The following is a 23,617-nucleotide window of genomic DNA, read 5'->3' as shown; positions in this document are numbered from 1 at the left end:
GAAATGCCGTGCCACGGCGGGAACCGGAGTTGTCGTTAAGCGGCTGCCTTAAAGCTGCGCTGCTTCTGGCTCCCCGAGAGAGTCCCCGCGTGGTACCCCCTCCCTGACCCTCCCCCACAAGGGGGAGGGAACGGAGAGACCGTCCGCGTTGCAGGAAATTCGAGACCGACCGCTACGCTGTGCGGCTCCGCCGACCTAAGGGAGGCGCAACTCTCTCGCTCCCTTCCCCCTTGGGGGACGGTGGGGAGGGGGTAGCTCCGGGACGGTGAAACTTAGATCGAAAGAGAAGGCGAAGAAGCCTACTCCGCCGCCAGCGACTTCTCGCGGAGCGGCAGACCCAGGCGGTCCCACACCTGCAGCAGGGCTTCGGCGAGTTGATCGATCAGGCCGTCGTCGTGATAGGGCGAGGGCGTGATGCGCAGGCGTTCGGAGCCCTTGGCGACCGTCGGATAGTTGATCGGCTGGATGTAAATGCCGTGCTGTTCGAGCAAGAGGTCGGAAGCCTGCTTGCACTTCTCGGCATCGCCGATGAACAGCGGGACGATGTGGGTGTCGCTCGACATCACCGGCAGGCCGGCGGCGTTGAGGATCGCCTTGACTCGGGCGGCACGGTCCTGGTGACGCTCGCGCTCCCAGCTTGACGTCTTCAGATGCTTGATCGCGGCGGTCGCGGCCGAGCAGATCGCCGGCGGCAGCGCGGTGGTGAAGATGAAGCCCGGCGCATAGGAGCGCACGGCGTCGATGATCTGGCCGTTGGCGGCGATGTAGCCGCCGAGGCAGCCGAACGCCTTGGCCAGCGTGCCTTCGAGAATGTCGATGCGATGCATCACGCCGTCGCGCTCGGCGATGCCGCCGCCGCGCGGGCCGTACATGCCGACGGCGTGGACCTCGTCGACATAGGTCATCGCGCCGTACTTCTCGGCGAGGTCGCAGATCTTAGCGAGCGGGGCGATGTCGCCGTCCATCGAATAAAGACTCTCGCAGGCGATCAGCTTGGGCCGGCTCGGGCCCGCAGCCTTCAACAGTGCTTCGAGATCGGCGAGGTCGTTGTGGCGGAACACGACCCGCTCGCAGCCGGACTGGCGGATGCCCTCGATCATCGAATTGTGGTTGAGCTCGTCGGACAGGATCAGGCAGTTCGGAATGAGCTTTGCGATGGTCGCGATGCCGGTCTGGTTCGAGACGTAGCCGGACGTGAAGAGCAGCGAGGCTTCCTTGCCGTGGAGATCGGCGAGCTCGGCCTCGAGCTGCACCAGCGGATGATGCGTGCCGGCGATGTTGCGGGTGCCGCCGGCGCCGGTGCCGACGCGGGTCGCGGTCTCGACCATCGCGCCCACCACCTTCGGGTGCTGGCCCATGCCGAGATAATCGTTGGAGCACCAGATCACGACGTCGCGCTTGCCCTTGGGCGAGTGCCAGAGCGCATGCGGGAACCGGCCGGCAATGCGCTCGAGATCGGCGAACACGCGGTAGCGCCGCTCGGTGTGGAGACGATCAAGGGCGGAATTGAAAAACTGGGCGTAATCCATCGTCAAACCTGCAGCGGAACCGACCAAAGACCCGCATATCCTTAGAGCTTTTCCAGCTCCAATGTCTATGCGCTATCCCACATTTGGACCTGCGGGGCATTTGGGCAAAATGCCCTATCGTGCGATTTGAAACTTGATCCGGATCAAGTTCGCGCGAGATGCAATGTTGCTCTGCACCATCCGCTGAATTGAAGTCAGCGCTCAGGTCGTCCTGAACTGCAACACGCCGTCCTGCGTCTCGGCCGTCAGCCGGCCCTCGACGATCATGTAATTGACGTGGGCGACCAGTTCGCCGGCAGCGAAACCCATCTGATGTTCGTCCAGAACGTGCTTGTTAAACACCACGGGCACCAGGGCGCGCGAGGTCTGCGGCACCTCGCGGCAGGCTTCCGCGATCAGGCGGCAGCGCTCCTCATGGTGATCGGCGAGCTGCTTGATGCGGGTCTTGAGCCCGTAGAACGGCACGCCGTGGCCAGGCAGCACCAGCACGTCATAGGGGAGAGTCGTGGTGAGGCGGGCGAGCGAGGCCAGATATTCGCCGAGCGAGTTCTGGTCGGGTTCGACCGCCCACACGCTGACGTTCGGCGAGATCTTGCTCAGCACCTGGTCGGCCGAGAGGAACAGCTTGTCGTCGGCGCAGTACAGCATCACTTGGTCGAGCGCGTGACCGCCGCCGGTGATCACCTTGAAGCGGCGCGTGCCGATCACGACGTCATCGCCATGCGAGATGCGGCGGTAGGACGGCGGCAGCACCGAGACGCGCTTGAGATAGTCCTGGCCGCGGCCGAGCAGTTTTTCGGTGAGCGACTCGTCCATTCCATGGCGGCGGAAGAACAGCCGCTGCGCTTCCTGCCGCTCCTCGGTGCCGCGGTTCTGGTGATAGACCGATTGCAGATATTCGACCTGCGACATCACGAGCGGGCAGTTGAACCGCTCGACGATCCACCCGGCCAGACCGACATGATCGGGATGGGAATGGGTCACGATCAGGCGCGTGATGTTGACGCCCTTCAGCGGCCCGTCGAACAGCTTCGTCCAGGCTTCGATCGTCTCCTCATTGCCGAAGCCGGCATCGATCATGGCATAGCCGTCACCATCGGCGAGCAGGTAGATGTTCACATGGTTGAGGCGGAACGGCAGCTTCAGCCGCGCCCACAACACTCCTGGCTTCACCTCGACGACCTGTTCGGGGCCGGGATGCTGTTCCCAGGGATAGCGCAGGGCGTCGGCGGAGGACTGCACGGTGTCGGTCTTTGCGTTCATCCTACCGGCTTAAACCCGCCCGTCACGGCGCGCCAGCCGAAAAAGAACGCTGGCGCGGCCTGCATAGCGGTCATTCCGGGCTACGGAACGGCGCCTTACGCAGCCCGCATGTTGTTGAGGAACGCGTCGATCTCTCCGCGCAGCATGTCGGCTTCGCGGCGGAGCGCGTCGGAGGCGCCGAGCACTTCGTTCGCCGCTGCGCCGGCTTCCGCCGAAGCCGTGGAGACGCCGACGATGTTGCTGGAAACCTCGCTGGTGCCACCGGCCGCATGCTGGATGTTGCGGGCGATCTCGCGTGTCGCCGCGCCCTGTTCCTCGACGGCGGCGGCGATCGTCGTAGTGACGTCGTTGATCTCGCCGATGATCCGGCCGATGCCCTGGATGGCGCCGACCGCCGACGTCGTCACTGACTGCATGCTGGCGATCTGGCTACGGATCTCCTCCGTGGCCTTGGCGGTCTGGCTCGCGAGGCTCTTCACCTCGGAGGCGACCACCGCGAAGCCGCGGCCGGCTTCGCCCGCGCGCGCCGCCTCGATGGTGGCGTTGAGCGCCAGCAGATTGGTCTGCGAGGCGATGGTCTGAATCAGGTCGACCACCACGCTGATGCGGCTCGCGCTGTCGGCGAGGCTCTGCACGGTGGCGTCGGTCGCGCCCGCTTCGTCGACCGCCTTCCTGGCGATCGCGGCCGAGGTGACGACCTGCTTGCTGATTTCCTCGATCGAGGACGAGAGCTGCTCGGTGCCTGACGATACGGTCTGCACGTTGACCGAGGTCTCTTCGGCTGCGGAGGCAACCGCGTTCACCAGCGCATTGGACTGGTCTGCCGTGGTCGACATGCTCTGCGCGGTCGATTGCATCGAATTGGCCGACTGCGCGAGATTGTCGAGTGCGGAGCGCACCGTACTCTCGAACCCGGCGATCTTCGCCTCCATCTGCGCCGCACGCTCGGCCTTGGCGATGCGATCCCTGTCCTGCTCGCTCGCAAGCGCCCGGGCTTCGATCATGCTGTCGCGGAACACCGTCAGCGTTTCCTTCATCGCGCCGATCTCGTCGTTCTGCCGGGAGCGGACGATCTCGGTGTCAAGGTCGCCGGCCGAGAGCAACTGCATGGCGCGTTGAAGCTCGCGAATGCGGCGCAGGATGTTGCGGCCGACATAGAGCCAGACGAACAGCGCCGAGCCGACCAGCGTCAGTGCGCCGAGCGCCAGCATCGCGGTGGTCGCGAGCGAGATCTCCTGCCGCGCCTGGAAGGTCGACGCGTTGGTCTCCTTCTGCACACCCTCGACCAGCTGCTGCACGCTGATGCCGAGGCCGACATTGAGCTTGCGGGTCTCGTCCAGGATGGTCTGGCCGTAGTCGATGGCGTCGAGCTCCTTCTGGCGGATCTTGAACACGCCGGACTTGCCTTCGCCGAAGGCGAACAGCTTTTGCACGGTGTCGCGCACCGCTTGCATCGAGGCCATGTTCGGCAGGTCCTCGAGGTTCGACTTGACACGGTCGCGCGTCGCCTTGAACTCCTTCTCGATCGCCTCCAGCGTATCGCTGTTGTTGGCCGACAGCGCCGCCATCATGTCGGCGGCCATCAGATTGCCGTTGGCGGAGATGGTCGCGACCTGGGAGACGGTGCGGGCGGCTTCGGTGGCATCGTCAGCGGAAACTTCCGCCGCACCGAGGATCGCGTTCAGACGCGTCTGCGCATCCAGCATGGCAGGACCGGCCGCACCGACGAAGGTGAGCTGCGCCTTGCGGAGTGCTTCATATTGCTTGTCATGCAGCGCGCCGGTATCGAGCCGCTCGCGCGCGGCTGACACCAGGCTCTGGGTCGCCTCGTCGATGCTCTTGGCGGTGTCGCGCAACGCGGTTGCGATCTGCTTGTCGGCGCCGAGCTCGATGATCTCGCCAAGCTTGGCCATGGCAAGCTGCTGGATCTCCTGCACCTTCTTGGTGCGTTCGTTCAGCGCCTCGTCGGACGGCGACGCCAGCAGGCCCGGCCCCTGCGCCGCGAGCGTTGCGCTTTGCGATGCGAGTTGAAGGCTTGCGGAAAGGCGGGGGATATCGCGGCCGCTCAGGTCCATCATAGTGCTGCCGAGATGGTTGAAGACGAAGCCGGCGCCGGCCGCGATCACGAGACCCATGCCCGCGATCACTGCGAAGGCCGTGAACAGGCTGCCGCGCACGCCCCATGTCGGCATTTTGAAACGAGGCCGGATACCACCAAGCAAACGGCCAAGGCCCAGACGGATCGCCATCGAAATTCCCCCACGCATGATCTTTATGTTTTCGCGGCGGAGTATCCTCGGGGCAGGTTAAAAAATCGCAAGTTGCTCAATTGGTTGCGTTGCGTTCCGCACAGCGAAAAAAGAAGGGCCGGCAACGATGCCGGCCCTTCATCATGATAAGGCTTTGATAACCGTTCAGTAGCGCGCGACCGCCGAGTTGGCCCAGTTGAAGCGGTAGTTGACGCCCGCCTTGATGGTGTGGTCGTCGGTGGTGAAGTTGCCGGTTCCCGCCAGCGGGCCCGCGGTGAAGTGGGCGTCGCCGAAATTGTAGTACTGGTACTCGGCCTTGGCTGACCAGTTCGGCGCGAACATGTATTCGAGGCCGGCGCCGACGGTGTAGCCGTTGCGGTGGTCGCCGCTGATGATGAAGCCGGTCGGCACGCCGCCGACGGTCACCTTCTCGTTGTTGTCGGAATAGGCGTAGCCGCCCTTCACGTAGAGCAGGCCCGGACCCCAGGTGTAGCCGACGCGGCCGGTGATCGAGCCGAGACCGCGCTGGTCGTTGGTGTAGGCGACGCCGGCTGGGAACACCGCGCCGACGCTGCCGGAGAGCCAGGAATACTGGCCTTCGACGCCGACAACGAAGTTCGGGTTGAACTGCCAGTCCGCACCGGCCTGCAGACCGCCGAGGAAACGGCCGTTGCCGTTATTGCCGGTGGAGAGGCCGCTGAAATTGTTGTCGCTGGAGAACGCGCCGCCGACATGGCCGCCGATATAGAAGCCGGTCCAGTTGTAAATCGGGGCGGCATAGGCGGGCGCGGGCGCCTTATAATAGTTGCGGTTACCGAGATCGGCACCGACCGCCGGTGCGGCAGCGCCCACCACGAGCAGCGCAACGGTCGCAAACAGAATCTTCTTCATAGTCCAAACTCCAACACTTAAGTCCCCGGCAGTCGCGCTTTCCGCGCCGTCGTTGGTTTGCAGATAGCTCGCTTTTGACGAAAATGCTGTCACATCCATGGCACAGCGGCAGCCAACGTAACTTATTGGGCTGTAAATGATTTTTGTGCTTAATGTCGGCTTAAGAAGTGCTGAAGGAAAGCTTAACTCGGCGTTATCAGGGTAACTTGCGCGCGCATCTCATTAACCAAGACGGCGCCGCGCCTCATCGCGCATCTGTTCGCGGAATTCAGCGCGCTTTGCGGGCCGGTCTTCCTCGCGCACGTCATGACGATCGAAGACGTCGAACTTCTCCAGGATCGGATAGCGCTCGCTCGCCATCGCGAGCACGCGCAGCACCTTGGTCGCCGACGGTGTCGGGCCGCTCACTTCCCAGCGCCGGATGGTGTCGGCGCCGCCCTTCTCCGGCAATCCGCAAAGCCGGGCCATGTCGGCCGCGGTGAGCTTGCGCTCGAGGACCTCCGAGAGATCGTTGCGGAGTTGCTTCAGTTCGGGACCGGTCATGTCGCCTCAATACGCGAAGTCGATGAGGTGAATGCACTAGCGCTGATTCGGGTCCATCCGAAGGCGAGGCACGCGAGCGGGCGTGCTAGTCGTGCGACCGCTCCCCGGCGCCTCCGCCCGCGCACGGAGTTATGAACGGCTGCCTATGGAAATCCGCGGCTGAATGAACAGATGGCAAGGGGCCCACAGCGAATGAAGGGATCAGCCATGACAAGCATCAAACCCGCCATTGCCGCCCTAGTCACGGTCGGGTTGCTTGCCGCGCCGATCGCGGCTGAGGCCAAGAAGCACCGGTCAAGCCGAGCTTACAGCACCGGCGTGGTGGCTCCGAGCTATGGGAGCGCCGGATCGTTGGCAGCACAGCCCAGAGCCTACGGGTCGAGCGGACAGTCGGTCGGGACGGTCACGGCGCCGTCGGTCGGTACGTATAACTGGCCGTCGGTCGGCGTGACCAACGCAGTCCCGACCTGGAGCAACACCAACCCGCCGGTCAGGTAGGCGCGCCTGTCTGGCGAGCCAATGCCGGTCACCTGTGACGGTCGCAAGGCCAAAGAAGATGATAAAGTGCGACCAGCAATGATCATGGCGGTGGACCAGACATTGCGGATCGTTCAGGGAGAGCCCGTCCGATCCTAAATTCCCCGCCCGGCCTGTTGGCCGATCACGCAGCGCCACCCGGCGAGGCGCTCGGCCGGATGCTGGTTCATCCATTCGGCGAGTTGCGGCGCGCCCATCAGGCAAGATTGCATCGAGACGTCGGCGAAGTCGGATGTGGTGACGGTCTGCTCATGACAGTTCGCCGGAGAGGCGAGGTTGCAGAGCACGGCGATGATTTTGATCACGCGAGGTTGCCCCCGTCGCTGCGACGTGCGGCGGCTCCGCCTGATCTCTCGCTCATCGGATCAGTCGGCGGGAAGATGCTGTCGTAGATCGCGCGCGCTTCCTGGATGAGGCGAATGCGCTCGCGCTCGGATTTCGAGACAAACTGAATAATCTGGCCCATGTCGGCTCCAATTAGATCTTCAATCCACCATCACATGATGGAAATCATTTCATGCGGATGTGGGGTGCCGGCTTCGGCTTTGCAGCCATGCGGGCGGCCACGAGGGATAAAAAGCCCGTGACTATTCCGTTCCTGAGGTGGAACGGGGTACCTTCAGCGATGCGCCGATGGCACGGCGCATCCGTTCGGCGGGGACCGCTTCGTAGCATCGTGATGAAGAGTTGAGCCCACGGGATGATGGCACTGCGGCACATTTTCTCGCGCGTGGAGTTGTAAGGTCAGTCAGTGCACGGGCGCCTCGACGAACGGCATTGCGATTGAGAGACCGCGCCCGAAAGGATCAGCCATGACAAGAACAAAACGCACCATTGCTGCACTTATTGCTCTCGGATTGGCCGCCGCGCCACTTGCTGTAAACGCACAAACATCGGGGACGGGTACACCAGGCAGCACGAGCGGACGCACCGGAGCGCCGGTGCAGCAAGGGACCATCGGAAGTTCCGGGCAGACCGTCGGGACCGTGACGGCGCCGTCGATCGGAACGTCCAACCAGCCCTCCGTCGGCGTAACAAACTCAGTCCCCACCTGGAACAACACGAATCCTCGAACGAAGTAGAAACCGCGGTCGGCTGACTTACGCCGGCGCGCGCTCTCTCTGCCCCGGGACTGCTGCGAGCAATTCGCGTGTATAGGCATGCTCGGGCGCGGCGAACAGCTGCGCGGTCGGCTTCAGCTCGACGATGACGCCGCGCTGCATCACGGCGATGCGGTCACAGATTTGCGCTGCGACTCGCAGGTCGTGGGTGATTAACAGCATCGAGAGGCCGAGGCGGGCCTTGAGGTCTTCGAGCAGCCTTAGGACCTGCGCCTGCACGGAGACGTCGAGCGCGGAGACGGCCTCGTCCGCGACGATGATCTCGGGCTCGAGCGCGAGCGCGCGCGCAATGCCGATGCGCTGGCGCTGGCCGCCGGAGAATTCATGCGGATAGCGTTCGAGCGCGCCGGCATCGAGCCCGACCATCTTGAGGAGATCGCGGGCGCGGTCGAACGCCACTTTCGGATCGGTGCCGGCCGCGATCGGGCCGTCGGCGATGATATGACCGACCTTGCGGCGCGGATTGAGCGAAGCGAACGGATCCTGGAAGATCATCTGGATGCGAGGGCGCTCGGCGCGTAGCGCCTTGCCCGCGAGCTTTGTGAGATCGGTCTCGCCGATCCGCACGGTGCCGCGGTCGGCCTCGATCAGCCGCATCACAAGGCGGGCCACCGACGATTTGCCAGAACCGGATTCGCCGACCAGGCCGAGCGTCTCGCCTTTGAGGATGTTGAAATTAACCCCGCGCGCGGCATCGACGCGGCGGTCCTCGCGAAACCAGCCGCCCGAGGTGACGTAGGTCTTGTCCAGTCCGATCACCTCGACCGCCTTGGCCTGGTCGTCCAGGGGGCTGCGGGCGGGTGGGTCCATCGAGGGCACGGCGGCGAGCAGCGCCTTGGTGTAGTCGTGTTGCGGCGCGTTGAAGACCGCCGAGGCGGGGCCTTCCTCGACCACCTTGCCATGGCGCAACACCACGACTTGGTCGGCGATGTCGGCGACCACGCCGAAATCATGGGTGATGAACATCACCGCCATGTTGCGATTGCGCTGGAGGTTGCGGATCAGTTTCAGGATCTGCGCTTGCGTGGTGACGTCGAGCGCGGTGGTCGGCTCGTCCGCGACCAGCACCGCCGGTTCGAGCGCGAGCGCCATCGCGATCATGGCGCGCTGGCGCTGGCCGCCGGAGAGCTGGTGCGGATAGGCGCGCACGATGCGCTCGGGGTCGGGGAGGCCGACTTCGCGCGCCAGCGATAGCGCCTTTGCGCGCCGCTCCCTCGGCGTGAGCAGCCCGTGCGCCTCGAACATCTCCGCCATCTGGTCGCTGATCCGCATCAACGGATTGAGCGCGGTCATCGGTTCCTGAAAGATCATCGCAAGCCGGCGGCCGCGCAGATCGCGCCAGCATTCGTCGTCGAGTTTGAGCAGGTCGCGTCCTTCGAACTGGATCTCGCCGGAGGTGACGGTGACCGTGTCCGGCAACAGGCCCATCAGCGCATGCGCGCACATCGACTTGCCGGAGCCGGATTCGCCGACCACGCAAACGATCTTGCCGGGCCGCAAATCGAGCGAGATGCCGTCGACCGCGAAGGGACGCTCGGCGCCCTTGGGCAATGCGATCCGCAGATTCTTGACGGAGACGGCGGGCGGTGCGGTCATGATCAGCGGCCCTCCCGCGACAGCCGCGGATTGAGCGCGTCGTTGAGGCCTTCGCCGATCAAATTGAGCCCGAGCACCGAGATCAGGATCGCGACGCCGGGAAACACGGTGATCCACCAGGCCTGGCGGATCACGGTGCGGCCGGCACCGACCATGTAGCCCCAGGAGATCAGATTGGGATCGCCGAGGCCGAGGAACGCCAGCGAGGATTCCAGCAGGATCGCGGTCGCCACCATCAGCGAAGCCAGCACGATCACCGGCGACAGCGTGTTCGGCAGGATTTCGCGCAGGATGATCCAGGTGTTGCTCTGGCCCGTGACCACCGCGGCCTGGACGTACTCCCGCGTGCGCAACGACAGCACCTCGCCGCGGACGAGGCGCGCGACCGGCGGCCAGCTTACCAGCGCGATCGAGGCGACGATCGAATAGATCGAGGGCTGCAGGATCGCGACCAGGACGATCGCGAGCGCAAAGCTCGGAATGGTTTGGAAGAACTCGGTGAAACGCATCAGGGCGTCGTCGACCCTGCCGCCGAAATAGCCGGCCATGGCGCCGATCGGAACGCCGACGACCAGCGCAACCAGGGTGGAGACCATGCCGACGAGCAGCGAGACGCGTGCGCCGAAGATCATGCCGGCGAACACGTCGCGGCCGAGTGCATCGGTGCCGAGCGGCACGGTCGCGAGCGTGAACGGCGGCAGGAACGGCCGCTGCACCATGCGCCAGGGCGAGTTCGGGAACAGCATCGGACCGAACAAGGCGACTGAGATCGCAAGGAGCAGGATGATGAGCCCGATGACGCCGCTCGGGCTCCTCAACATCGATTTCCAGAACTGTTTCATATGGAGAATTCGATGCGCGGGTCGACCAGGCGATAGACCAGGTCGGTGATGAGGTTGAAGATCAGGACAATGGCGGAGCAGATCACGAAGACCCCGAGCAGCAGATTGTAGTCGCGCTGGAGCAGGGCGTCGTACATCAGGCGTCCGATGCCGGGCCAGGCGAACACGGTCTCGGTGATGACGGCGCCGCCGATCAGGGTGCCGGAGTGGACTCCGGCGAGCGTCACGACGGGCAGTAGCGCGTTGCGCAGGACGTGGCGACGCTGGATCACGGCGTCGGACAGGCCTTTGGCGCGCGCGGTCTTGACGAAGTCGAGACGCTTCACTTCGAGCATCGAGGCTCGCGTCATGCGCGTATACGTCGCCATAAAAAACAGGCCGAGCGTCATCGCCGGCATAATCAGGTGCCTTGCGACGTCGACCACATGGGCAGGGCCGGAAAGGTTGGCGCCGACCGTCTCGTAGCCGAAGCTCGGCAGCCAATCCATGGTGACCGAGAACAGCAGGATGCTCATGAGCGCCACCCAGAAGATCGGCATGGCGTAAAAGATCAGCGCAAAGACGGTGATCGCGGTGTCGAGAAAGGTTCCGGCAAAGCGCGCGGCGAAGGTGCCGAAGAGAATGCCGAGCACGAGCGAGATCGCGAAGGCCGTCAGCGTCAGCAGCAATGTCGCCGGCAGCCGCTCGCCGATCAGCTTCGCGACCGGCGCCTGCTGGCGGAAGGAGAAGCCGAGGTCGAGGGTCACGATGCCCTTGACGTAGATGAAGAGCTGCTCGGGCAGCGGCTTGTCCAGGCCGAACTTCTCCCTGAGCTGCTGGACGAAGATCTGGTCGCTGGCGCCGGCCTCGCCCGCCATCACGACGGCGGGATCGCCGGGCGCGAGCCGGATCAGGAAGAAATTGAGGACGACGATCGCAAGCAGGACGATCACGCCCTTCGCGACACGCTGAGCGACAAAGGAGAGCATCTAGAGGATCATATCGGTGGTGTGACCTGGAGCGACAGAGACGGAGCGCCCACCTCTCCCCGCAAGCGGGGAGAGGTGACGGAGGTAGCCCTCACTTGTCGAGCCATGCATCCTTGAAGCCGTCGTTGACTCCGATCCCGGTGGTGATCAGGTTCTTGACCTTGCAGCGCATGATGGTCGGGAATTGCAGCTCGAGCATCCAGGCCACCGGCACGTCCTCGACCAGGATCTTCTGCGCCTTCTCGTAGATCTCCTTGCGCTTGGAGTCCGGCGTTGCCACCGCGCCCTCGGCGAACAGCTTGTCGATCTCAGCGTTGGAGTAACCCTCGACGTTGTTGAACACCTGGCCCTTGGCAATCGCGCTGGAGACGTAATTGCGGCCGACGCCGAGCGCGGGGTCGCCGTACTGGTAGAGGTAGGTGAAGGCGATGTCGTAGTCCCAGTCGCCGATCTTCTGGTTGCCGCCGGCGACGTCGGTGGCGATGGTCTCGATGTTCATGCCGACGTCCTGGAGGTTCTGCTTCACGGCTTCACCCCAGCGCTGCCAGGTCTCGCCATAGGCGAGCGGCAGAAGGCGGATCTTCTCGCCCTTGTAGCCGGCTTCCTTCAGCAGCGCCTTGGCCTTGGCGGGATCGTAAGGGTACTTCGGCACGTCGTCGGTGTAGTATTTGATGGTCGAGGCCGACGGGCCGGTTGCGACCTTGCCGAGCCCGTTCCAGATCACGTCCTTGGCGAACTCGCGGTCGATCGCAAACATGACCGCCTGCCGCACCCGCTTGTCGGCGAGCGGACCCTGCCGGTTGTTGAGCCACAGCCAGGCCAGCGGCGAGAAGAACTCCCAGCCGGCGCCGGTGACGCAGGTGTCCTTCAGCTTGGAGAGCCGGGGCACGTCGAAATTCTCGACCGAGCCGCCGGGCAGCACGTCGACCTTGCCGGTCTCATACGCCACCGAGCGCGCCGCGGCATCGGGAATGATCTGCCAGTAGATCTCGTCGAGATAGGGCTTGCCCTTCTCGTAATAGTTCGGGTTCTTGACCAGGCGGATGAAAGAGCCCTTCTGCCATTCCTTGAACATGAAGGGGCCGGTGCCGACAGGGGCGTTATTGTAGGGATTGGTCTTCCAGTCGGTGCCTTCATAAAGATGCTTGGGTACCATCGGCATTGAGCCGACCTCGAAGATGCCCAGGAACGGGCCGAACGGCTGCTTCAGCGTGAACACCACCGTGTAGTCGTCGGGAGCCTCGACCTTGTCGACCTGCGCCAGATTGTTGCGGGCACGCGCGTGGGTCTGTTTCAGCATCTCGAGCGAGAACAGCACGTCGGCGGCGGTGAAGGGCTTGCCGTCATGCCAGGTCACGCCCTTCCTGAGCTTGAATGTGTAGGTTTTTGCGTCCTCGCTGACACTCCAGCTCTCGGCGAGCTCGGCCTGCGGTTCGAGCTTGGGGCTGTAGCGAAGCAGGCCTTCGAAAATGTTGCCCGACACCATCTGCACCGGGCCGTTCTGGACCATCGCCAGCATCAGGCCGGGCGGCTCGGGCTGAATCACGGCATTGATCGCTCCACCCGCTTTCGGGTCTTGCGCCAGCGCCGGGGCCGCGAGACCGCAAGCCAGGAGGACACCAAGCAACACTCGTTTTGACATGTCGTATCTTTCTCAAGCGAGACCAGCCGCAAACGCTTCGCACGTCATGGCGCGCAAAGCTATGGCCGGCCCATCCCAGTCCCCATCCGGGATCGAGGCTCACACAGTCTCGTTCGGCGCCGCAAGATGAAAGTCTCGACAGTGTTCGCACAAAAAATGTACAGCGCGTCCTGTTATGGCGTTTGGCAGCCAATCCGGCGCCGCAGCGCCGCGCGATCCGTCCATCTGCGCCGCAAGCGCGACGCGGACCCGGCGTGAGGATCGTCTAGCGCAAGCCCGCCCGCCGGAATCCTTCCAGATAGTGCTCGCGGTCGGCCTCATTGGCCCATGGCAATTGCGTCGAAATCCAGTGCAGCGAGATGTTGGGCTGGGTGCGGCGGAGCTCGCCCAGCGCCATCTCCCCAAGCACGCCGTCTCCGGTCATGCCGGCAGAAACCGCGAGCACGCGGTAGGCGCCGGTAAGGTCGCCGCGATGACGGATTGCCTCGCGCGCGAGCGCGATGGCCTCGGCATAGCGCCGCTCGGTGAAGCGGGCATAGCCGGCGATGCCGTGATAGATCGCCAGGGATGGATCGCGCGGCGACAGCCGCATTGCCCTCTGCGCTGCCTCGAATGAATCCTTCGGCCGCCCGGCATAGGACAGCGCCAGTGCGTAATAGCCCTGCGCCAGCGAGAAGTTCGGATTGAGTGCGAGCGCCTGCTCGAACTCGGACAGTGCGTCGGCAAGTCTTCGCGTCGAGAAGTAGACGCTGCCGAGCGCGGCGTGCGCCCAGGCATCCTCATGGTCGCAGCGCACCGCGGCGAGCGCGGCGGCTTCCGCCGCTGGCGCCACCATGGCAAGCTCGGCCCAGCCGAGATGCACGCCGAACATGTGGTTCGCCGCGAGCACCGACAGCGCCTGGCCGTAGTTCGGGTCGATCCCCACCGCGCGTTCTAGCAGCGCCCGTGCGGTCTCGTGATCCCGCCGCGTCACGCGCCAGTAATGCGACAGCGCCCGCATCAGGAGATCCCAGGCATCCAGGCTCGCGGGGGGCTTGCGATGGGCGCGAAAACTTTCCGCCGCATGGATCTGCGGCTCGATCGCCGCAGCGATCGCATTCGTGATCTCGTCCTGCACGGCGAACACGTCGACCAGCTCGCGGTCGTAGCGCTCGGCCCAGAGATGGCTGCCCGTCGTGGCGTCGTTGAGCTGCGCGGTGATGCGCACCCGGTTGTCCGACTTGCGCACGCTGCCTTCGACGACGTAGCGGACGCCCAGTTCCTCGGCAATCTGCCGGATGTGGACCGCGCGTCCCTTGTAGGTAAAGGACGAGTTGCGGGCGATCACCATGAACCAGCGCTGCTTCGACAGCGCGGTGAGGATGTCCTCGCTGATGCCGTCGCCGAAATAGTCCTGTGCGGGATCGCCGCTCATGTTCTCGAAAGCGAGCACCGCGACCGCCGGACGGTCCGTCAGGACGCGCGGCAGGGCAGCGACGGGCTGCGCGGGCGCAGTCGTGGCTGCCACTTCTTCCCGGACTTCGCCGACGAAACGAAAACCCTTGCGCGGAATGGTCTTGATCAGCCGCTGGCTTGCGCCATCGTCGCCGAGCGCCTTGCGGGCGGCGTTGATCCGGCTGTTCAGGGCGGAATCCGAGATGATCCGATCGCTCCAGATCTGGCTGATCAGGTCATCCTTGCTGACCACACGCGTGCGCTGCGCCACCAGATAGAGCAGGAGATCGAACACCTGCGGCTGCAACGGCACAGCGGCTCCGCTGCAAGTGAGTTCCCGCAGGTCGCCGTCGAGCACGTTGTTTTCAAAGCAAAATCGCACGTTTTTGTCGTCTCAAGCAAAAATCAAAGTCGTCTCAGGCGAAAATCAACCGTCCGCGAAAGTCTTGGGACCTCCGGTGCGGCATGGTGCAGCGACCAATGAAGTGCCGGCGTTTTGGCACAACGGAGCTGTTTATGACCCAAATTGATCATCAGGTTCATCCTATCGGCCCGGTTGCGGGCTCACGCATTTTCAAGTTCATCGCCTTTCTGTACGGAATTGCGGCGTATCTCGTGTTTTTCATCACCATTCTCTACGCCATCGGTTTCGTCATGGGGCTGGTGGTGCCGAAGACCATCGATACCGGGACCGACACGCCCGTGGCCGAGGCCATCATCATCAATCTGCTCCTGATGGCCCTGTTTGCGGTCCAGCACAGCGTAATGGCGCGCCGGCAATTCAAGGCCTGGTGGACGCAGTACGTCCCCAAGCCGGTCGAGCGCAGCACCTATGTGCTGTTTGCGAGCCTGTCATTGCTCCTCCTGTTCTGGCAGTGGCGTCCGCTGCCCACGGTCATATGGGACGTCGCGAATCCGGATATCGCTGTGACGATCGTCACGCTGTCGCTGGCGGGCTGGGTCCTGGTGTTCACCTCGACCTTCATCATCAATCACTTCGAGCTGTTCGGCTTGCATCAGGTGACCAATCATCTCGTCGGCAAGGAGGCGTCGCCGCCGCGATTCAAGACGCCGCTGCTCTACAAGTTTGTCCGTCATCCGATCTATCTCGGCTTCATCATCGCGTTCTGGGCGGCGCCGGTCATGACCGCGGGCCATCTGCTGTTCGCCGCCGTGACCACGGCCTACATCTTCGTCGGCATCGCGCTGGAGGAGCACGACCTCGTCGATCTCTTCGGCGACGAGTACCGGCAGTACAAACAACGGGTGTCGATGCTTATTCCCTGGCGCAAGTCGGTATAGCTTGCGCGTCGTTCCGTCGCGTCCGCCGAAAGGAGGATGCGCGGCGGCGCCGAGGCGCGTAACGGATCGTGCCGGACGCAACCTTCAACGTTTCTCGGGGTGAATCCCCCTCACCCCGACGCTATCAGTGCGAGCAAAGCTCGTCGCGACCCCGCATTCGTTTTTGCCGAGTTCTCGGCAAACAGGAGCGGGGGGAGGAATCTAAACCATCATCAACGGAGACGACCTAATGAAACATGTTGGAAACTGCTTCTGTGGCGCAGTCACGATCGAGGTCACAGGTGCACCGGAGGCGATGGGCTATTGCCATTGCAGCTCGTGCCGCTCGTGGTCGGGCGGTCCGGTGAACGCCTTCAGCCTGTGGAAGCCCGAAGCCGTGCGCATCAGCGAAGGTGCAGAGAATGTCGAGACCTTTGCGAAGACGCCGCTCAGCCAGCGCAAATATTGCAAGAAGTGCGGCGGTCATCTCATGACCAACCATCCGCCGCTCGGCCTGATCGACGTCTTCACTGCCACCATCCCCACCCTCGCGTTTGCACCAGGCGTCCACGTCAATTACGCCGAGACGGTGCTGCCAATGCGCGACGGACTGCCCAAGCTCAAGGATTTCCCGGCCGAATTCGGCGGCAGCGGCGAGATGATGCAGGAGTAGCGGCGCCCTTCTCCTCTCCCGCAAGCGGGAGACGAGAAATTAGCTACCTCATCCCCGCGCGCCGCAATCCCTCGAGATAATGCTCGCGATCCTCGTCCCGCAGCATCGGCAGCTCGCGTGTGATCCAGGCCAGCGAGATGCCGGGCTGGGCGCGGCGCAAGCCTTCCAAGGCGGAAGCCGCGCGCGCGGAATCCCCTGACATACCGGCGGCGGCCGTCAGCACGCGATGCGCGCCGACGAAATCGGCGCGCTGCCGCATCGACTCGCGCGCCATCTGTGCGGCGCCTTCGTAATCGCGGCCGATGAACCGGGCATAGGCCGCGACGCCGCAATAGATTGCTGCGAGCGGGTCGCGCGGGCTCAGCCGCAGCGCGCGGCGCGCCGCGACATCGCCGTTCTGCCATCGTCCCGCGTAGCACAGCGTCACGCCATAGAAGGCGTGCGCCATCGCAAAGTTCGGATTGAGGTTCAGCGCCAGTTCGAACTCCGCCAGCGCGTCGTCGAAGCGGCGGCGGAATAGATAAGCATACGCCAGACCATGATGAGCCCAGGCATCTTCGCGATCGGCCTCCACCGCCGCGAGCGCGGCGCGCTCGGCGACCGGCACGGTCGGGGCCATGTCGGACCAGCCCATATGCGCGCCGAAGATGTGGCTGGTTGCGAGCAGGCCGAGTGCCTTGCCATAGGCGGGATCGAGCGCGACGGCCTCTTCGAGCAGTCCTTGCGCGGCGGCATTGTCCTCGCGGGTGATGCGCCAGTAATGCGACAATGCGCGCATCACAAGGTCCCAGGCATCCAGGCTTCCCGGCGGCTTCTGCTGGGCGCGAAAACTCTCGGCGGTATAGAGCTGCGGCTCGATCGCGGCGACGATCGCCTCGGTGATCTCGTCCTGCACCGCGAAGATGTCGGCAAGCTCGCGGTCGTAGCGTTCGGCCCAGAGATGGCTGCCGGTCGAGACGTCGTTGAGCTGCGCGGAGATACGCACGCGATCGCCGCTCCGCCGCACGCTGCCTTCGAGCACGTAGCGCACGCCGAGCTCGCGCGCGACCTCGTTCATGTGCACCGCGCGGCCCTTGTAGACGAAGGAGGAGTTGCGCGCGATGACGAAGAACCAGCGCAGCTTCGACAGCGCGGTGATGATGTCCTCGCTGATTCCGTCCGAGAAATAATCCTGCTCGCGGTCGCCGCTCATGTTGGTGAAGGGCAGCACCGCGATCGCGGGGCGGTCCGGTAGCGGCAGCGGGGCCCGTAGAAGCTTCGCTTCGAAATCGGATTCCGGCGCGGTTGCCCCACGCTTGGTTTCGACGTCGCCGACGAAACGAAAACCCTTGCGTGAGATGGTGCGGATCAGCGCCTGGCTCGCGCCGCTGTCTCCGACCGCCTTGCGTGCCGCATTGATCCGGCTGGTCAGCGTGGATTCGGAGACGCTGCGCCCGTGCCAGATCTTGTCGATCAGCTCGTCCTTGCTGACCACCCGATCGCGGTTCTCCATGAGGTGGACGACGAGATCGAAGACCTGTGGCTCCACGGCAACGGGAACCTGCTCGCGGCTCAGCTCGCGCAAGTCGGTATCGAGCAGGTGATCCCGGAACAGAAACTGCACGTCGAAAACTCAGACCTCAAGGCAACATCGGGCAATAATGAAAGCAAAACGGATTTCGGCTGATGTCTGTGAGTCCGCCGAGGGGCCTGCCCGGTTCACCACGATCGCGTGATGGCAGGCATGCAGTTTACGGGGAGGAATGCAACCTGGATTAGAATAAAGCCGTTTCGGCCGGATTGTCGCGATTTCCTCACGTCGTTGCGAGCAATCCAGCCTGCCGCCGCGGAGCCAGCGTGGATTGCTTCGTCGCAAGGGCTCCTCGCAATGACGGTGTTGAGGCAATGGCGTGCGGCAGCTGCCGACGTTGTCCTGGCCTTCGCGACGGCATCGAATGTGTGACGAATAGTGAATGTCCATTGCCGAACAGTTCCGTGTGCGTAAGCTGCCCTCACACAAAACACCAACCACGAAGAAACGCCCATGCCCGCTTTTCATGCCTCGACCACCGTGCTCGATTCCATGCTGTTCCGCGATGCCTTCGGCACGCCGCAGGTGCGGGAGGTGTTTTCCGATATCGCGACGGTCGCGCGCTATGCCGAGGTCGAGGTGGCACTGGCGAAGGCGGAAGCGAGATGCGGAGTGATTCCGCAGGACGCGGCCGATCAGATCGCCGCGCGGACCGATGTTGCCGCGCTGGATTTCGACCTGTTGCGGCAGGAGACCGATGTCGTCGGCTATCCGATCCTGCCGCTGGTGCATCAGATGGTGAAGCAATGCGGCGATGCCGGCCGCTATGTGCATTGGGGTGCGACCACGCAGGACATCATGGACACCGCCGTGGTGTTGCAACTGCGCGCAGGGCTTGAGATCGTCGAACGGGACATCGCGGGCTTGCGCAAGATCCTCGCCGATCTATCGAGGCGCTACCGCGACACGCCGATGGCGGGCCGCACCCATCTCCAGCAGGCGCTGCCGGTCACCTTCGGCTACAAGACCGCGATCTGGCTCGCGATGTTCGACCGCCACGCCGAGCGGATCAGTGAGTTGAAGCCGCGCGTCCTGGTCGGTCAGTTCGCCGGTGCCGCCGGCACGCTGGCCTCGCTCGGCGACAAGGGGTTCGAGGTGCAGGAAGCGCTCTGCGCCGAACTGAGGCTCGGCGTCCCCGCTTCGACCTGGCACGTCGCACGCGACGGTTTTGCCGAGGCCGTGAATTTCCTGGCGCTGGTCACCGGCTCGCTCGGCAAGATCGCGCTCGACATCATGATCATGGCCTCGACCGAATTCGCCGAGGTCTATGAGCCCTTTGTCAAGGGACGCGGCGCTTCCTCGACCATGCCGCAGAAGCGCAACCCGATCTCCTCGGAACTCATGCTCGCGGCGTCCAAGGCGGTGCGCCAGCATGCCGGCCTCATGCTGGATGCCATGGTGCAGGATTTCGAGCGCGCCACCGGGCCCTGGCACGCCGAATGGATGGCGATCCCCGAGAGCTTCGTGCTGACCGCCGGCGCGTTGCACCAGGCGAAATTCGCGCTCGCCGGCCTCATCGTGGATGAAAGCAAGATGAACGAGAATCTCGCCGTCAGCCGCGGTCTGATCGTGGCCGAAGCCGTCATGATGGGGCTTGCGCCGCAGATCGGACGGCAGGAGGCCCATGACGTGGTCTATGATGCCTGCCGGCTCGCCAATGAGAAAGGTCTTACGCTGGCGGACGCGCTGTCTTCCGACGCCCGCGTCTCTGTCAGAATCGACCGTGCCACGATCGAGGCGCTGACATCACCGAAAAATTACCTCGGCCTTGCTCCCGCCATGGTCGACCGGGTGCTGAAATCGGCAACGCGTTGAAAACCAAAATGCGCGAAACTGCGTATCTTTGGGGTGTCGCAAGGCACTCGCGCACTTGTGTCTCGCGATGCTAGACTTAAATTGAGCAAGAGACGTTCGGCAGAGGACCCGGCATGACTGATCAACGCATCACCTCCACTCCCATCGATCCCGTGAAGCTCGACCGGCTGGCCGAGGTGGCGGTGAAGGTGGGCCTGGGCTTGCGGCCGGGCCAGGATCTGCTCTTGACGGCACCTGCGATCGCGTTGCCGCTGGTGCGGCGGATTGCCGTGCATGCCTACAAGGCCGGCGCCGGCATCGTGACGCCCATTCTCTCCGACGAAGAGATGACGCTGGCGCGCTACCGCCACGGCCACGACGACAGCTTCGATCGCGCCGCCAACTGGCTCTACGAGGGCATGGCCAAGGCGTTCTCCAACAACACCGCCCGTCTCGCCATCGTCGGCGACAATCCGATGCTGCTGTCGGGCGAAGATGCTTCCAAGGTCGCGCGCGCCAGCAAGGCCAATTCCATGGCCTATCAGCCGGCGCTGGAAAAGATCGTCAATTTCGATACCAACTGGAACATCATTGCGTATCCAAGCCCATCCTGGGCAAAGCAAGTCTTTCCGAACGATCCTGAAGAGGTCGCGATCGGCAAGCTCGCGGACGCGATCTTCGCGGCGTCCCGCGTCGATCGCGACGACGCGCCGGCCAATTGGGCGAGCCACAATGCGGTGCTGCGCGAGCGCACCAACTGGCTCAACGGCCAGCGTTTCCGCGCGCTCCAGTACTCGGGACCGGGCACTGACCTCACCATCGGGCTCGCCGACGGCCATGAATGGGAAGGCGGCGCTTCGCTCTCCAAGAACGGCATCAGCTGCAACGCCAATATCCCGACCGAAGAGGTCTTCACCACGCCGCATTGCCGGCGCGTCTACGGCCATGTCGTGAGCTCGAAGCCGCTGTCCTACCAGGGCACGCTGATCGACAAGATCGCGGTGCGTTTCGAGGACGGCAGGATCGTCGATGCGAAGGCTTCGCGCGGCGAGGAGGTACTGAACAAGGTGCTCGATACCGACGAGGGCGCGCGCCGTCTCGGCGAGGTGGCCCTGGTGCCGCATTCCTCGCCGATCTCGCAGAGCGGACTGTTGTTCTACAACACGCTGTTCGACGAGAACGCTGCCTCGCACATCGCGCTTGGCCAGTGCTACTCGAAGTGCTTCGTCAACGGCGCGCAGCTCACGCCGCAGCAGATCGCCGCGCAAGGCGGCAACCAGAGCCTGATCCATATCGACTGGATGATCGGCTCGGCCGAGACCGACATCGACGGCATTCTCGCCGACGGCAGCAAAGTGCCGGTGTTTCGCAAGGGCGAATGGGCGAAGTAACTACGCAGCCGGGTTGCGCAGCATCGGGCTGTTGTCGATGCTGAAGCGGTTGAACAACGTCGTGAACGGGCTGCCGTCGGTGGCCCGCACGACGGCGTCGGAGGCCGCCACCGCATCGTAGAGCGCACCGACCGGATCATTCGCCTCGGGCAGGTCGAGGCCCCTGCGGATTTGCTCGGGGGCCTCGTTGACGTCGTCCTCGTCGTCGAGTGTCGCCTCGAGCGCATCCGCCGCCCGAAGCATCTCATGGAGGTCACCGCCGATCTGCCCGGGGCTTTCGATGCCGTCAACGGTGAACCAGGGCTCCTCTTCGGTTGCGAAGGAGACATCGAGGCTGCCGAGCCAGGCGACGACCTCGCCATGAGCTTTGAGAACCTCCGGGGTGAGGGGCATCGGCATGGCTCCTTCAGATGCTTCGCGCACTTTGTCGCACCCCGGAAAAGAAGGGTTCATGTGCTCGAAATTGCAGGGAAATTGCGACGTTAACCGTTTCGCGTCTGCAACTTGCGGCTGATTGTCGGGCCCTGCGTAAGAAAGAATTAAAAATCGGCTACTAGCGTTCCCGCCATCTTTGAACAATCCGGGCCGAGATCCGGGCAGGTCATATTTTATCCCCCGAGGAAACAGATGTCGCGCACATTGATTGAAATCAGTCATTGCAATGTAGATCTCGAGCTGCGGCCGATCGAGCCGTCCTGGATTATCGAAGGCAATCCGGTGTCGCGCTCGCACATCCTGTCCACCAGCGCCGACGGCACCGCTTCGACCATCATCTGGGCCTGCACCGAAGGGCGCTTCAACTGGTACTACGATATCGACGAGACGATCATGATCATGGAAGGATCGATCGTGCTCGAAAGCGACGGCATGCCGCCGAAGCGCTACGGCCCGGGCGACGTCATCTTCTTCCGCGACGGCGCGCATGCCAAATGGCATGTCGAAGGCCACGTCAAGAAGATCGCCTTCTGCCGCAAGACCAATCCCGTGATGATCGGCTTCCTGATCCGCGTCGTCAACAAGCTCAAGAAGATCTTCGTCGCCACCGGCGAGCGCCGTCCGGCCTCGCTGATGGGCGCAAATTAGAGTTCAAACAGTTCAAGGACGCTTCCCAGCGGTCACGACGGAACAGGGGCCGGGATCAACATCCCGGCCCCTGTTCTCGTCATGGTGCCAATCCCTTTAAGGCAAATCGAGCCGGTAGAAATTGCTCGCGGTCTGCGAGAACAACGCCGTCTTCTCGGTCTCGCTCAGGGGCGCCGCGATACGCTTGAACGTGTTGAAGATCACCTGGTAGCTGCACTGGCCCTTGTCCGGCGGGAAGTTGCTCTCGAACATCGCGCGCTCGGGTCCAAACGCCTCGATGCAGGTTTCGATGTAAGGCCGCCACGCCGCGGCAAGCTCCTTGGATGATGGCGGACTCGCGCGCAAATGGAAGTCGTAGCCGAGCAGGCACATCGCGAGCCCGCCGAGCTTCACCACCACGTTCTCGCATTTGGCGATCTCCCGGATCGAGGCGCGCCATTGCGGAAACACCTCCTCGCGTCGCCCCGCAAAGCGGCCGATTCCGGCCGGGCCGCCGCAATGGTCGAGCACGATCCTGGTGTCGGGAAATGCGCGGGCGAGCTCGGTCAGCTCGCCGATTTGCGGATGGAACAGCCGAGCGTCGAAGCTCAGGTTGAGCGGCGCGAGGCAGGCAAAGCCCTTGCGGAAGGTCGGGTCCTGCAGCAATCCCTGCGGCCGGCTCGCATACATGCCGGCGACAGCAGGATCCTGGTCCCAGGCCGAGGAATGCCGGATGCCGCGGAAGCGACCGTTGCCCGCCGCGATCTCGGCCTCCAACACGGGTTGTGCGGCATCGCCGAGCAGCAGATTGACGTGGCTGACGATGCCGGCGCAAATCGCGGCCTTGCCGTAACCGCCGCTGGCGCTCATCGCGGCGACGCCATTGGCGAACTCGACTTCGCCCACCGGCCGGAACGCCTCCGGCCCGTGCGCGCGATACATCGAGCGGCAATCGACATAGACGGTGGCGATGACGTTGTGGCCGGAGGCGATATCTGCCGCCATCTCCTCGATCAGATAGCGGTGCCCGCGATTCCAGAGATGGTGATGGGGATCGACGATCGGCCGTGAGGGATCGATGATCTCCTCCTGATGCAGCGCGAGCCAGTCCTCGCGCGGCTCGACGAATAGCCCGCTCGTGTTGGCGGGCAAACCGCTTGCAGCCATCGGCGTGCGCTCCCTTGATGTATGCTTCTTGTTTTGGGAGCCTAGCACCTCGTCCTCGCATGCA

Annotated in this window: 22 protein-coding genes; 7 read left to right on the top strand and 15 right to left on the bottom strand. The window is 63.8% G+C overall.

The annotated features are described in order from the left end of the window. Positions 1–299: 299 nt before the first annotated feature. The 5 genes from hemA to IVB07_RS35585 form a co-directional block, all read right to left on the bottom strand. Positions 300–1,529, bottom strand: a complete 1,230-nt coding sequence (hemA, locus tag IVB07_RS35605; RefSeq protein ID WP_018458160.1) for a 5-aminolevulinate synthase — start codon at positions 1,527–1,529, stop codon at positions 300–302. A 201-nt stretch (positions 1,530–1,730) separates the two neighbouring features. After that, a complete protein-coding gene (locus IVB07_RS35600) occupies positions 1,731–2,792 on the bottom strand; it encodes an MBL fold metallo-hydrolase (RefSeq protein WP_018458161.1) in 1,062 nt (353 codons plus the stop codon). Between the two features lie 95 nt (positions 2,793–2,887). Further along, complete coding sequence (locus tag IVB07_RS35595) at positions 2,888–5,041, bottom strand: methyl-accepting chemotaxis protein (RefSeq protein WP_018458162.1); 2,154 nt, start codon at positions 5,039–5,041, stop codon at positions 2,888–2,890. A 165-nt stretch (positions 5,042–5,206) separates the two neighbouring features. Further along, a complete protein-coding gene (locus IVB07_RS35590) occupies positions 5,207–5,932 on the bottom strand; it encodes an outer membrane beta-barrel protein (protein WP_018458163.1) in 726 nt (241 codons plus the stop codon). 222 nt (positions 5,933–6,154) lie between these two features. Continuing rightward, positions 6,155–6,475 (bottom strand): hypothetical protein, encoded by a 321-nt coding sequence (locus IVB07_RS35585; RefSeq protein WP_247364175.1) that lies wholly within the window; start codon positions 6,473–6,475, stop codon positions 6,155–6,157. A gap of 207 nt (positions 6,476–6,682) precedes the next feature. Here IVB07_RS35585 and IVB07_RS35580 point away from each other — a divergent pair, with 207 nt between their 5' ends. Beyond that, complete coding sequence (locus IVB07_RS35580) at positions 6,683–6,973, top strand: hypothetical protein (protein ID WP_018458165.1); 291 nt, start codon at positions 6,683–6,685, stop codon at positions 6,971–6,973. A gap of 134 nt (positions 6,974–7,107) precedes the next feature. Here IVB07_RS35580 and IVB07_RS35575 read toward each other — a convergent pair whose 3' ends face one another. After that, complete coding sequence (locus IVB07_RS35575) at positions 7,108–7,317, bottom strand: hypothetical protein (RefSeq protein WP_007605116.1); 210 nt, start codon at positions 7,315–7,317, stop codon at positions 7,108–7,110. Continuing rightward, positions 7,314–7,478 carry a hypothetical protein gene (locus IVB07_RS35570; RefSeq protein ID WP_018458166.1) on the bottom strand — a complete coding sequence of 55 codons (165 nt, stop codon included), beginning with the start codon at positions 7,476–7,478 and terminating at the stop codon, positions 7,314–7,316. The genes IVB07_RS35575 and IVB07_RS35570 overlap by 4 nt, the downstream gene beginning before the upstream one ends. Positions 7,479–7,824: 346 nt before the next feature. On the opposite strand from IVB07_RS35570, the gene IVB07_RS35565 reads away from it, so the two are divergent. Beyond that, positions 7,825–8,094 carry a hypothetical protein gene (locus IVB07_RS35565; protein ID WP_083926507.1) on the top strand — a complete coding sequence of 90 codons (270 nt, stop codon included), beginning with the start codon at positions 7,825–7,827 and terminating at the stop codon, positions 8,092–8,094. Between the two features lie 18 nt (positions 8,095–8,112). Here IVB07_RS35565 and IVB07_RS35560 read toward each other — a convergent pair whose 3' ends face one another. From IVB07_RS35560 to IVB07_RS35540, 5 genes are all read right to left on the bottom strand, one after another. Continuing rightward, positions 8,113–9,729 (bottom strand): ABC transporter ATP-binding protein, encoded by a 1,617-nt coding sequence (locus IVB07_RS35560; protein ID WP_247364173.1) that lies wholly within the window; start codon positions 9,727–9,729, stop codon positions 8,113–8,115. A 2-nt stretch (positions 9,730–9,731) separates the two neighbouring features. Next, the gene (locus IVB07_RS35555) at positions 9,732–10,571 is read right to left on the bottom strand and encodes an ABC transporter permease (RefSeq protein WP_018458168.1); all 840 of its coding nucleotides are present in this window, start codon (positions 10,569–10,571) and stop codon (positions 9,732–9,734) included. After that, positions 10,568–11,539 carry an ABC transporter permease gene (locus IVB07_RS35550; protein ID WP_018458169.1) on the bottom strand — a complete coding sequence of 324 codons (972 nt, stop codon included), beginning with the start codon at positions 11,537–11,539 and terminating at the stop codon, positions 10,568–10,570. The genes IVB07_RS35555 and IVB07_RS35550 overlap by 4 nt, the downstream gene beginning before the upstream one ends. 91 nt (positions 11,540–11,630) lie before the next feature. Next, positions 11,631–13,181: an ABC transporter substrate-binding protein gene (locus IVB07_RS35545; protein WP_026233516.1), complete on the bottom strand. Its 1,551-nt coding sequence runs from the start codon at positions 13,179–13,181 to the stop codon at positions 11,631–11,633. Positions 13,182–13,446: 265 nt separating this feature from the next. Beyond that, positions 13,447–14,997 (bottom strand): winged helix-turn-helix domain-containing tetratricopeptide repeat protein, encoded by a 1,551-nt coding sequence (locus tag IVB07_RS35540; protein ID WP_026233517.1) that lies wholly within the window; start codon positions 14,995–14,997, stop codon positions 13,447–13,449. Positions 14,998–15,131: 134 nt separating this feature from the next. Here IVB07_RS35540 and mddA point away from each other — a divergent pair, with 134 nt between their 5' ends. Together mddA and IVB07_RS35530 are read left to right on the top strand one after the other, a co-directional pair. After that, entirely contained in the window at positions 15,132–15,917 is a 786-nt protein-coding gene (gene mddA / locus IVB07_RS35535; RefSeq protein ID WP_018458172.1) for a methanethiol S-methyltransferase, read from the top strand. A gap of 229 nt (positions 15,918–16,146) precedes the next feature. Further along, complete coding sequence (locus IVB07_RS35530) at positions 16,147–16,569, top strand: GFA family protein (protein WP_026233518.1); 423 nt, start codon at positions 16,147–16,149, stop codon at positions 16,567–16,569. A 43-nt stretch (positions 16,570–16,612) separates the two neighbouring features. On the opposite strand, the gene IVB07_RS35525 is transcribed toward IVB07_RS35530, so the two are convergent. Then, on the bottom strand, positions 16,613–18,172 hold the full coding sequence (locus tag IVB07_RS35525; protein ID WP_018458174.1) for a winged helix-turn-helix domain-containing protein: 1,560 nt from the start codon (positions 18,170–18,172) through the stop codon (positions 16,613–16,615). Between the two features lie 420 nt (positions 18,173–18,592). Here IVB07_RS35525 and IVB07_RS35520 point away from each other — a divergent pair, with 420 nt between their 5' ends. Both IVB07_RS35520 and IVB07_RS35515 read left to right on the top strand, forming a co-directional pair. Beyond that, the gene (locus IVB07_RS35520; protein ID WP_018458176.1) at positions 18,593–19,954 is read left to right on the top strand and encodes an adenylosuccinate lyase family protein; all 1,362 of its coding nucleotides are present in this window, start codon (positions 18,593–18,595) and stop codon (positions 19,952–19,954) included. A 113-nt stretch (positions 19,955–20,067) separates the two neighbouring features. Next, on the top strand, positions 20,068–21,324 hold the full coding sequence (locus IVB07_RS35515) for an aminopeptidase (protein ID WP_018458177.1): 1,257 nt from the start codon (positions 20,068–20,070) through the stop codon (positions 21,322–21,324). On the opposite strand, the gene IVB07_RS35510 is transcribed toward IVB07_RS35515, so the two are convergent. Continuing rightward, positions 21,325–21,717 carry a hypothetical protein gene (locus IVB07_RS35510; protein ID WP_026233519.1) on the bottom strand — a complete coding sequence of 131 codons (393 nt, stop codon included), beginning with the start codon at positions 21,715–21,717 and terminating at the stop codon, positions 21,325–21,327. A 234-nt stretch (positions 21,718–21,951) separates the two neighbouring features. On the opposite strand from IVB07_RS35510, the gene IVB07_RS35505 reads away from it, so the two are divergent. Then, a complete protein-coding gene (locus IVB07_RS35505; RefSeq protein ID WP_018458179.1) occupies positions 21,952–22,407 on the top strand; it encodes a cupin domain-containing protein in 456 nt (151 codons plus the stop codon). 96 nt (positions 22,408–22,503) lie between these two features. Here IVB07_RS35505 and IVB07_RS35500 read toward each other — a convergent pair whose 3' ends face one another. Further along, positions 22,504–23,553 carry an amidohydrolase family protein gene (locus IVB07_RS35500; protein WP_018458180.1) on the bottom strand — a complete coding sequence of 350 codons (1,050 nt, stop codon included), beginning with the start codon at positions 23,551–23,553 and terminating at the stop codon, positions 22,504–22,506. Between the last annotated feature and the right edge of the window lie 64 nt (positions 23,554–23,617).

The sequence above is a fragment of the Bradyrhizobium sp. 172 genome (assembly GCF_023101065.1).
In the GTDB taxonomy this organism is placed as follows: Bacteria; Pseudomonadota; Alphaproteobacteria; order Rhizobiales; family Xanthobacteraceae; genus Bradyrhizobium; species Bradyrhizobium canariense_D.
Note: the sequence above shows the minus strand (reverse complement) of the source record. Positions and strands in the feature narration are given on the sequence as shown.

What these genes read in the sequence shown, in the direction of transcription:
- IVB07_RS35600 (WP_018458161.1), bottom strand. Translation starts at nt 2,792, where the DNA reads ATGAACGCAAAGACCGACACCGTGCAGTCCTCCGCCGACGCCCTGCGC.
- IVB07_RS35545 (WP_026233516.1), bottom strand. Translation starts at nt 13,181, where the DNA reads ATGTCAAAACGAGTGTTGCTTGGTGTCCTCCTGGCTTGCGGTCTCGCG.
- IVB07_RS35530 (WP_026233518.1), top strand. Translation starts at nt 16,147, where the DNA reads ATGAAACATGTTGGAAACTGCTTCTGTGGCGCAGTCACGATCGAGGTC.
- IVB07_RS35520 (WP_018458176.1), top strand. Translation starts at nt 18,593, where the DNA reads ATGCCCGCTTTTCATGCCTCGACCACCGTGCTCGATTCCATGCTGTTC.
- IVB07_RS35550 (WP_018458169.1), bottom strand. Translation starts at nt 11,539, where the DNA reads ATGCTCTCCTTTGTCGCTCAGCGTGTCGCGAAGGGCGTGATCGTCCTG.
- IVB07_RS35560 (WP_247364173.1), bottom strand. Translation starts at nt 9,729, where the DNA reads ATGACCGCACCGCCCGCCGTCTCCGTCAAGAATCTGCGGATCGCATTG.
- IVB07_RS35505 (WP_018458179.1), top strand. Translation starts at nt 21,952, where the DNA reads ATGTCGCGCACATTGATTGAAATCAGTCATTGCAATGTAGATCTCGAG.
- IVB07_RS35565 (WP_083926507.1), top strand. Translation starts at nt 7,825, where the DNA reads ATGACAAGAACAAAACGCACCATTGCTGCACTTATTGCTCTCGGATTG.
- IVB07_RS35590 (WP_018458163.1), bottom strand. Translation starts at nt 5,932, where the DNA reads ATGAAGAAGATTCTGTTTGCGACCGTTGCGCTGCTCGTGGTGGGCGCT.
- IVB07_RS35570 (WP_018458166.1), bottom strand. Translation starts at nt 7,478, where the DNA reads ATGGGCCAGATTATTCAGTTTGTCTCGAAATCCGAGCGCGAGCGCATT.
- IVB07_RS35585 (WP_247364175.1), bottom strand. Translation starts at nt 6,475, where the DNA reads ATGACCGGTCCCGAACTGAAGCAACTCCGCAACGATCTCTCGGAGGTC.
- IVB07_RS35500 (WP_018458180.1), bottom strand. Translation starts at nt 23,553, where the DNA reads ATGGCTGCAAGCGGTTTGCCCGCCAACACGAGCGGGCTATTCGTCGAG.
- hemA (WP_018458160.1), bottom strand. Translation starts at nt 1,529, where the DNA reads ATGGATTACGCCCAGTTTTTCAATTCCGCCCTTGATCGTCTCCACACC.
- mddA (WP_018458172.1), top strand. Translation starts at nt 15,132, where the DNA reads ATGACCCAAATTGATCATCAGGTTCATCCTATCGGCCCGGTTGCGGGC.
- IVB07_RS35555 (WP_018458168.1), bottom strand. Translation starts at nt 10,571, where the DNA reads ATGAAACAGTTCTGGAAATCGATGTTGAGGAGCCCGAGCGGCGTCATC.
- IVB07_RS35595 (WP_018458162.1), bottom strand. Translation starts at nt 5,041, where the DNA reads ATGGCGATCCGTCTGGGCCTTGGCCGTTTGCTTGGTGGTATCCGGCCT.
- IVB07_RS35510 (WP_026233519.1), bottom strand. Translation starts at nt 21,717, where the DNA reads ATGCCCCTCACCCCGGAGGTTCTCAAAGCTCATGGCGAGGTCGTCGCC.
- IVB07_RS35515 (WP_018458177.1), top strand. Translation starts at nt 20,068, where the DNA reads ATGACTGATCAACGCATCACCTCCACTCCCATCGATCCCGTGAAGCTC.
- IVB07_RS35580 (WP_018458165.1), top strand. Translation starts at nt 6,683, where the DNA reads ATGACAAGCATCAAACCCGCCATTGCCGCCCTAGTCACGGTCGGGTTG.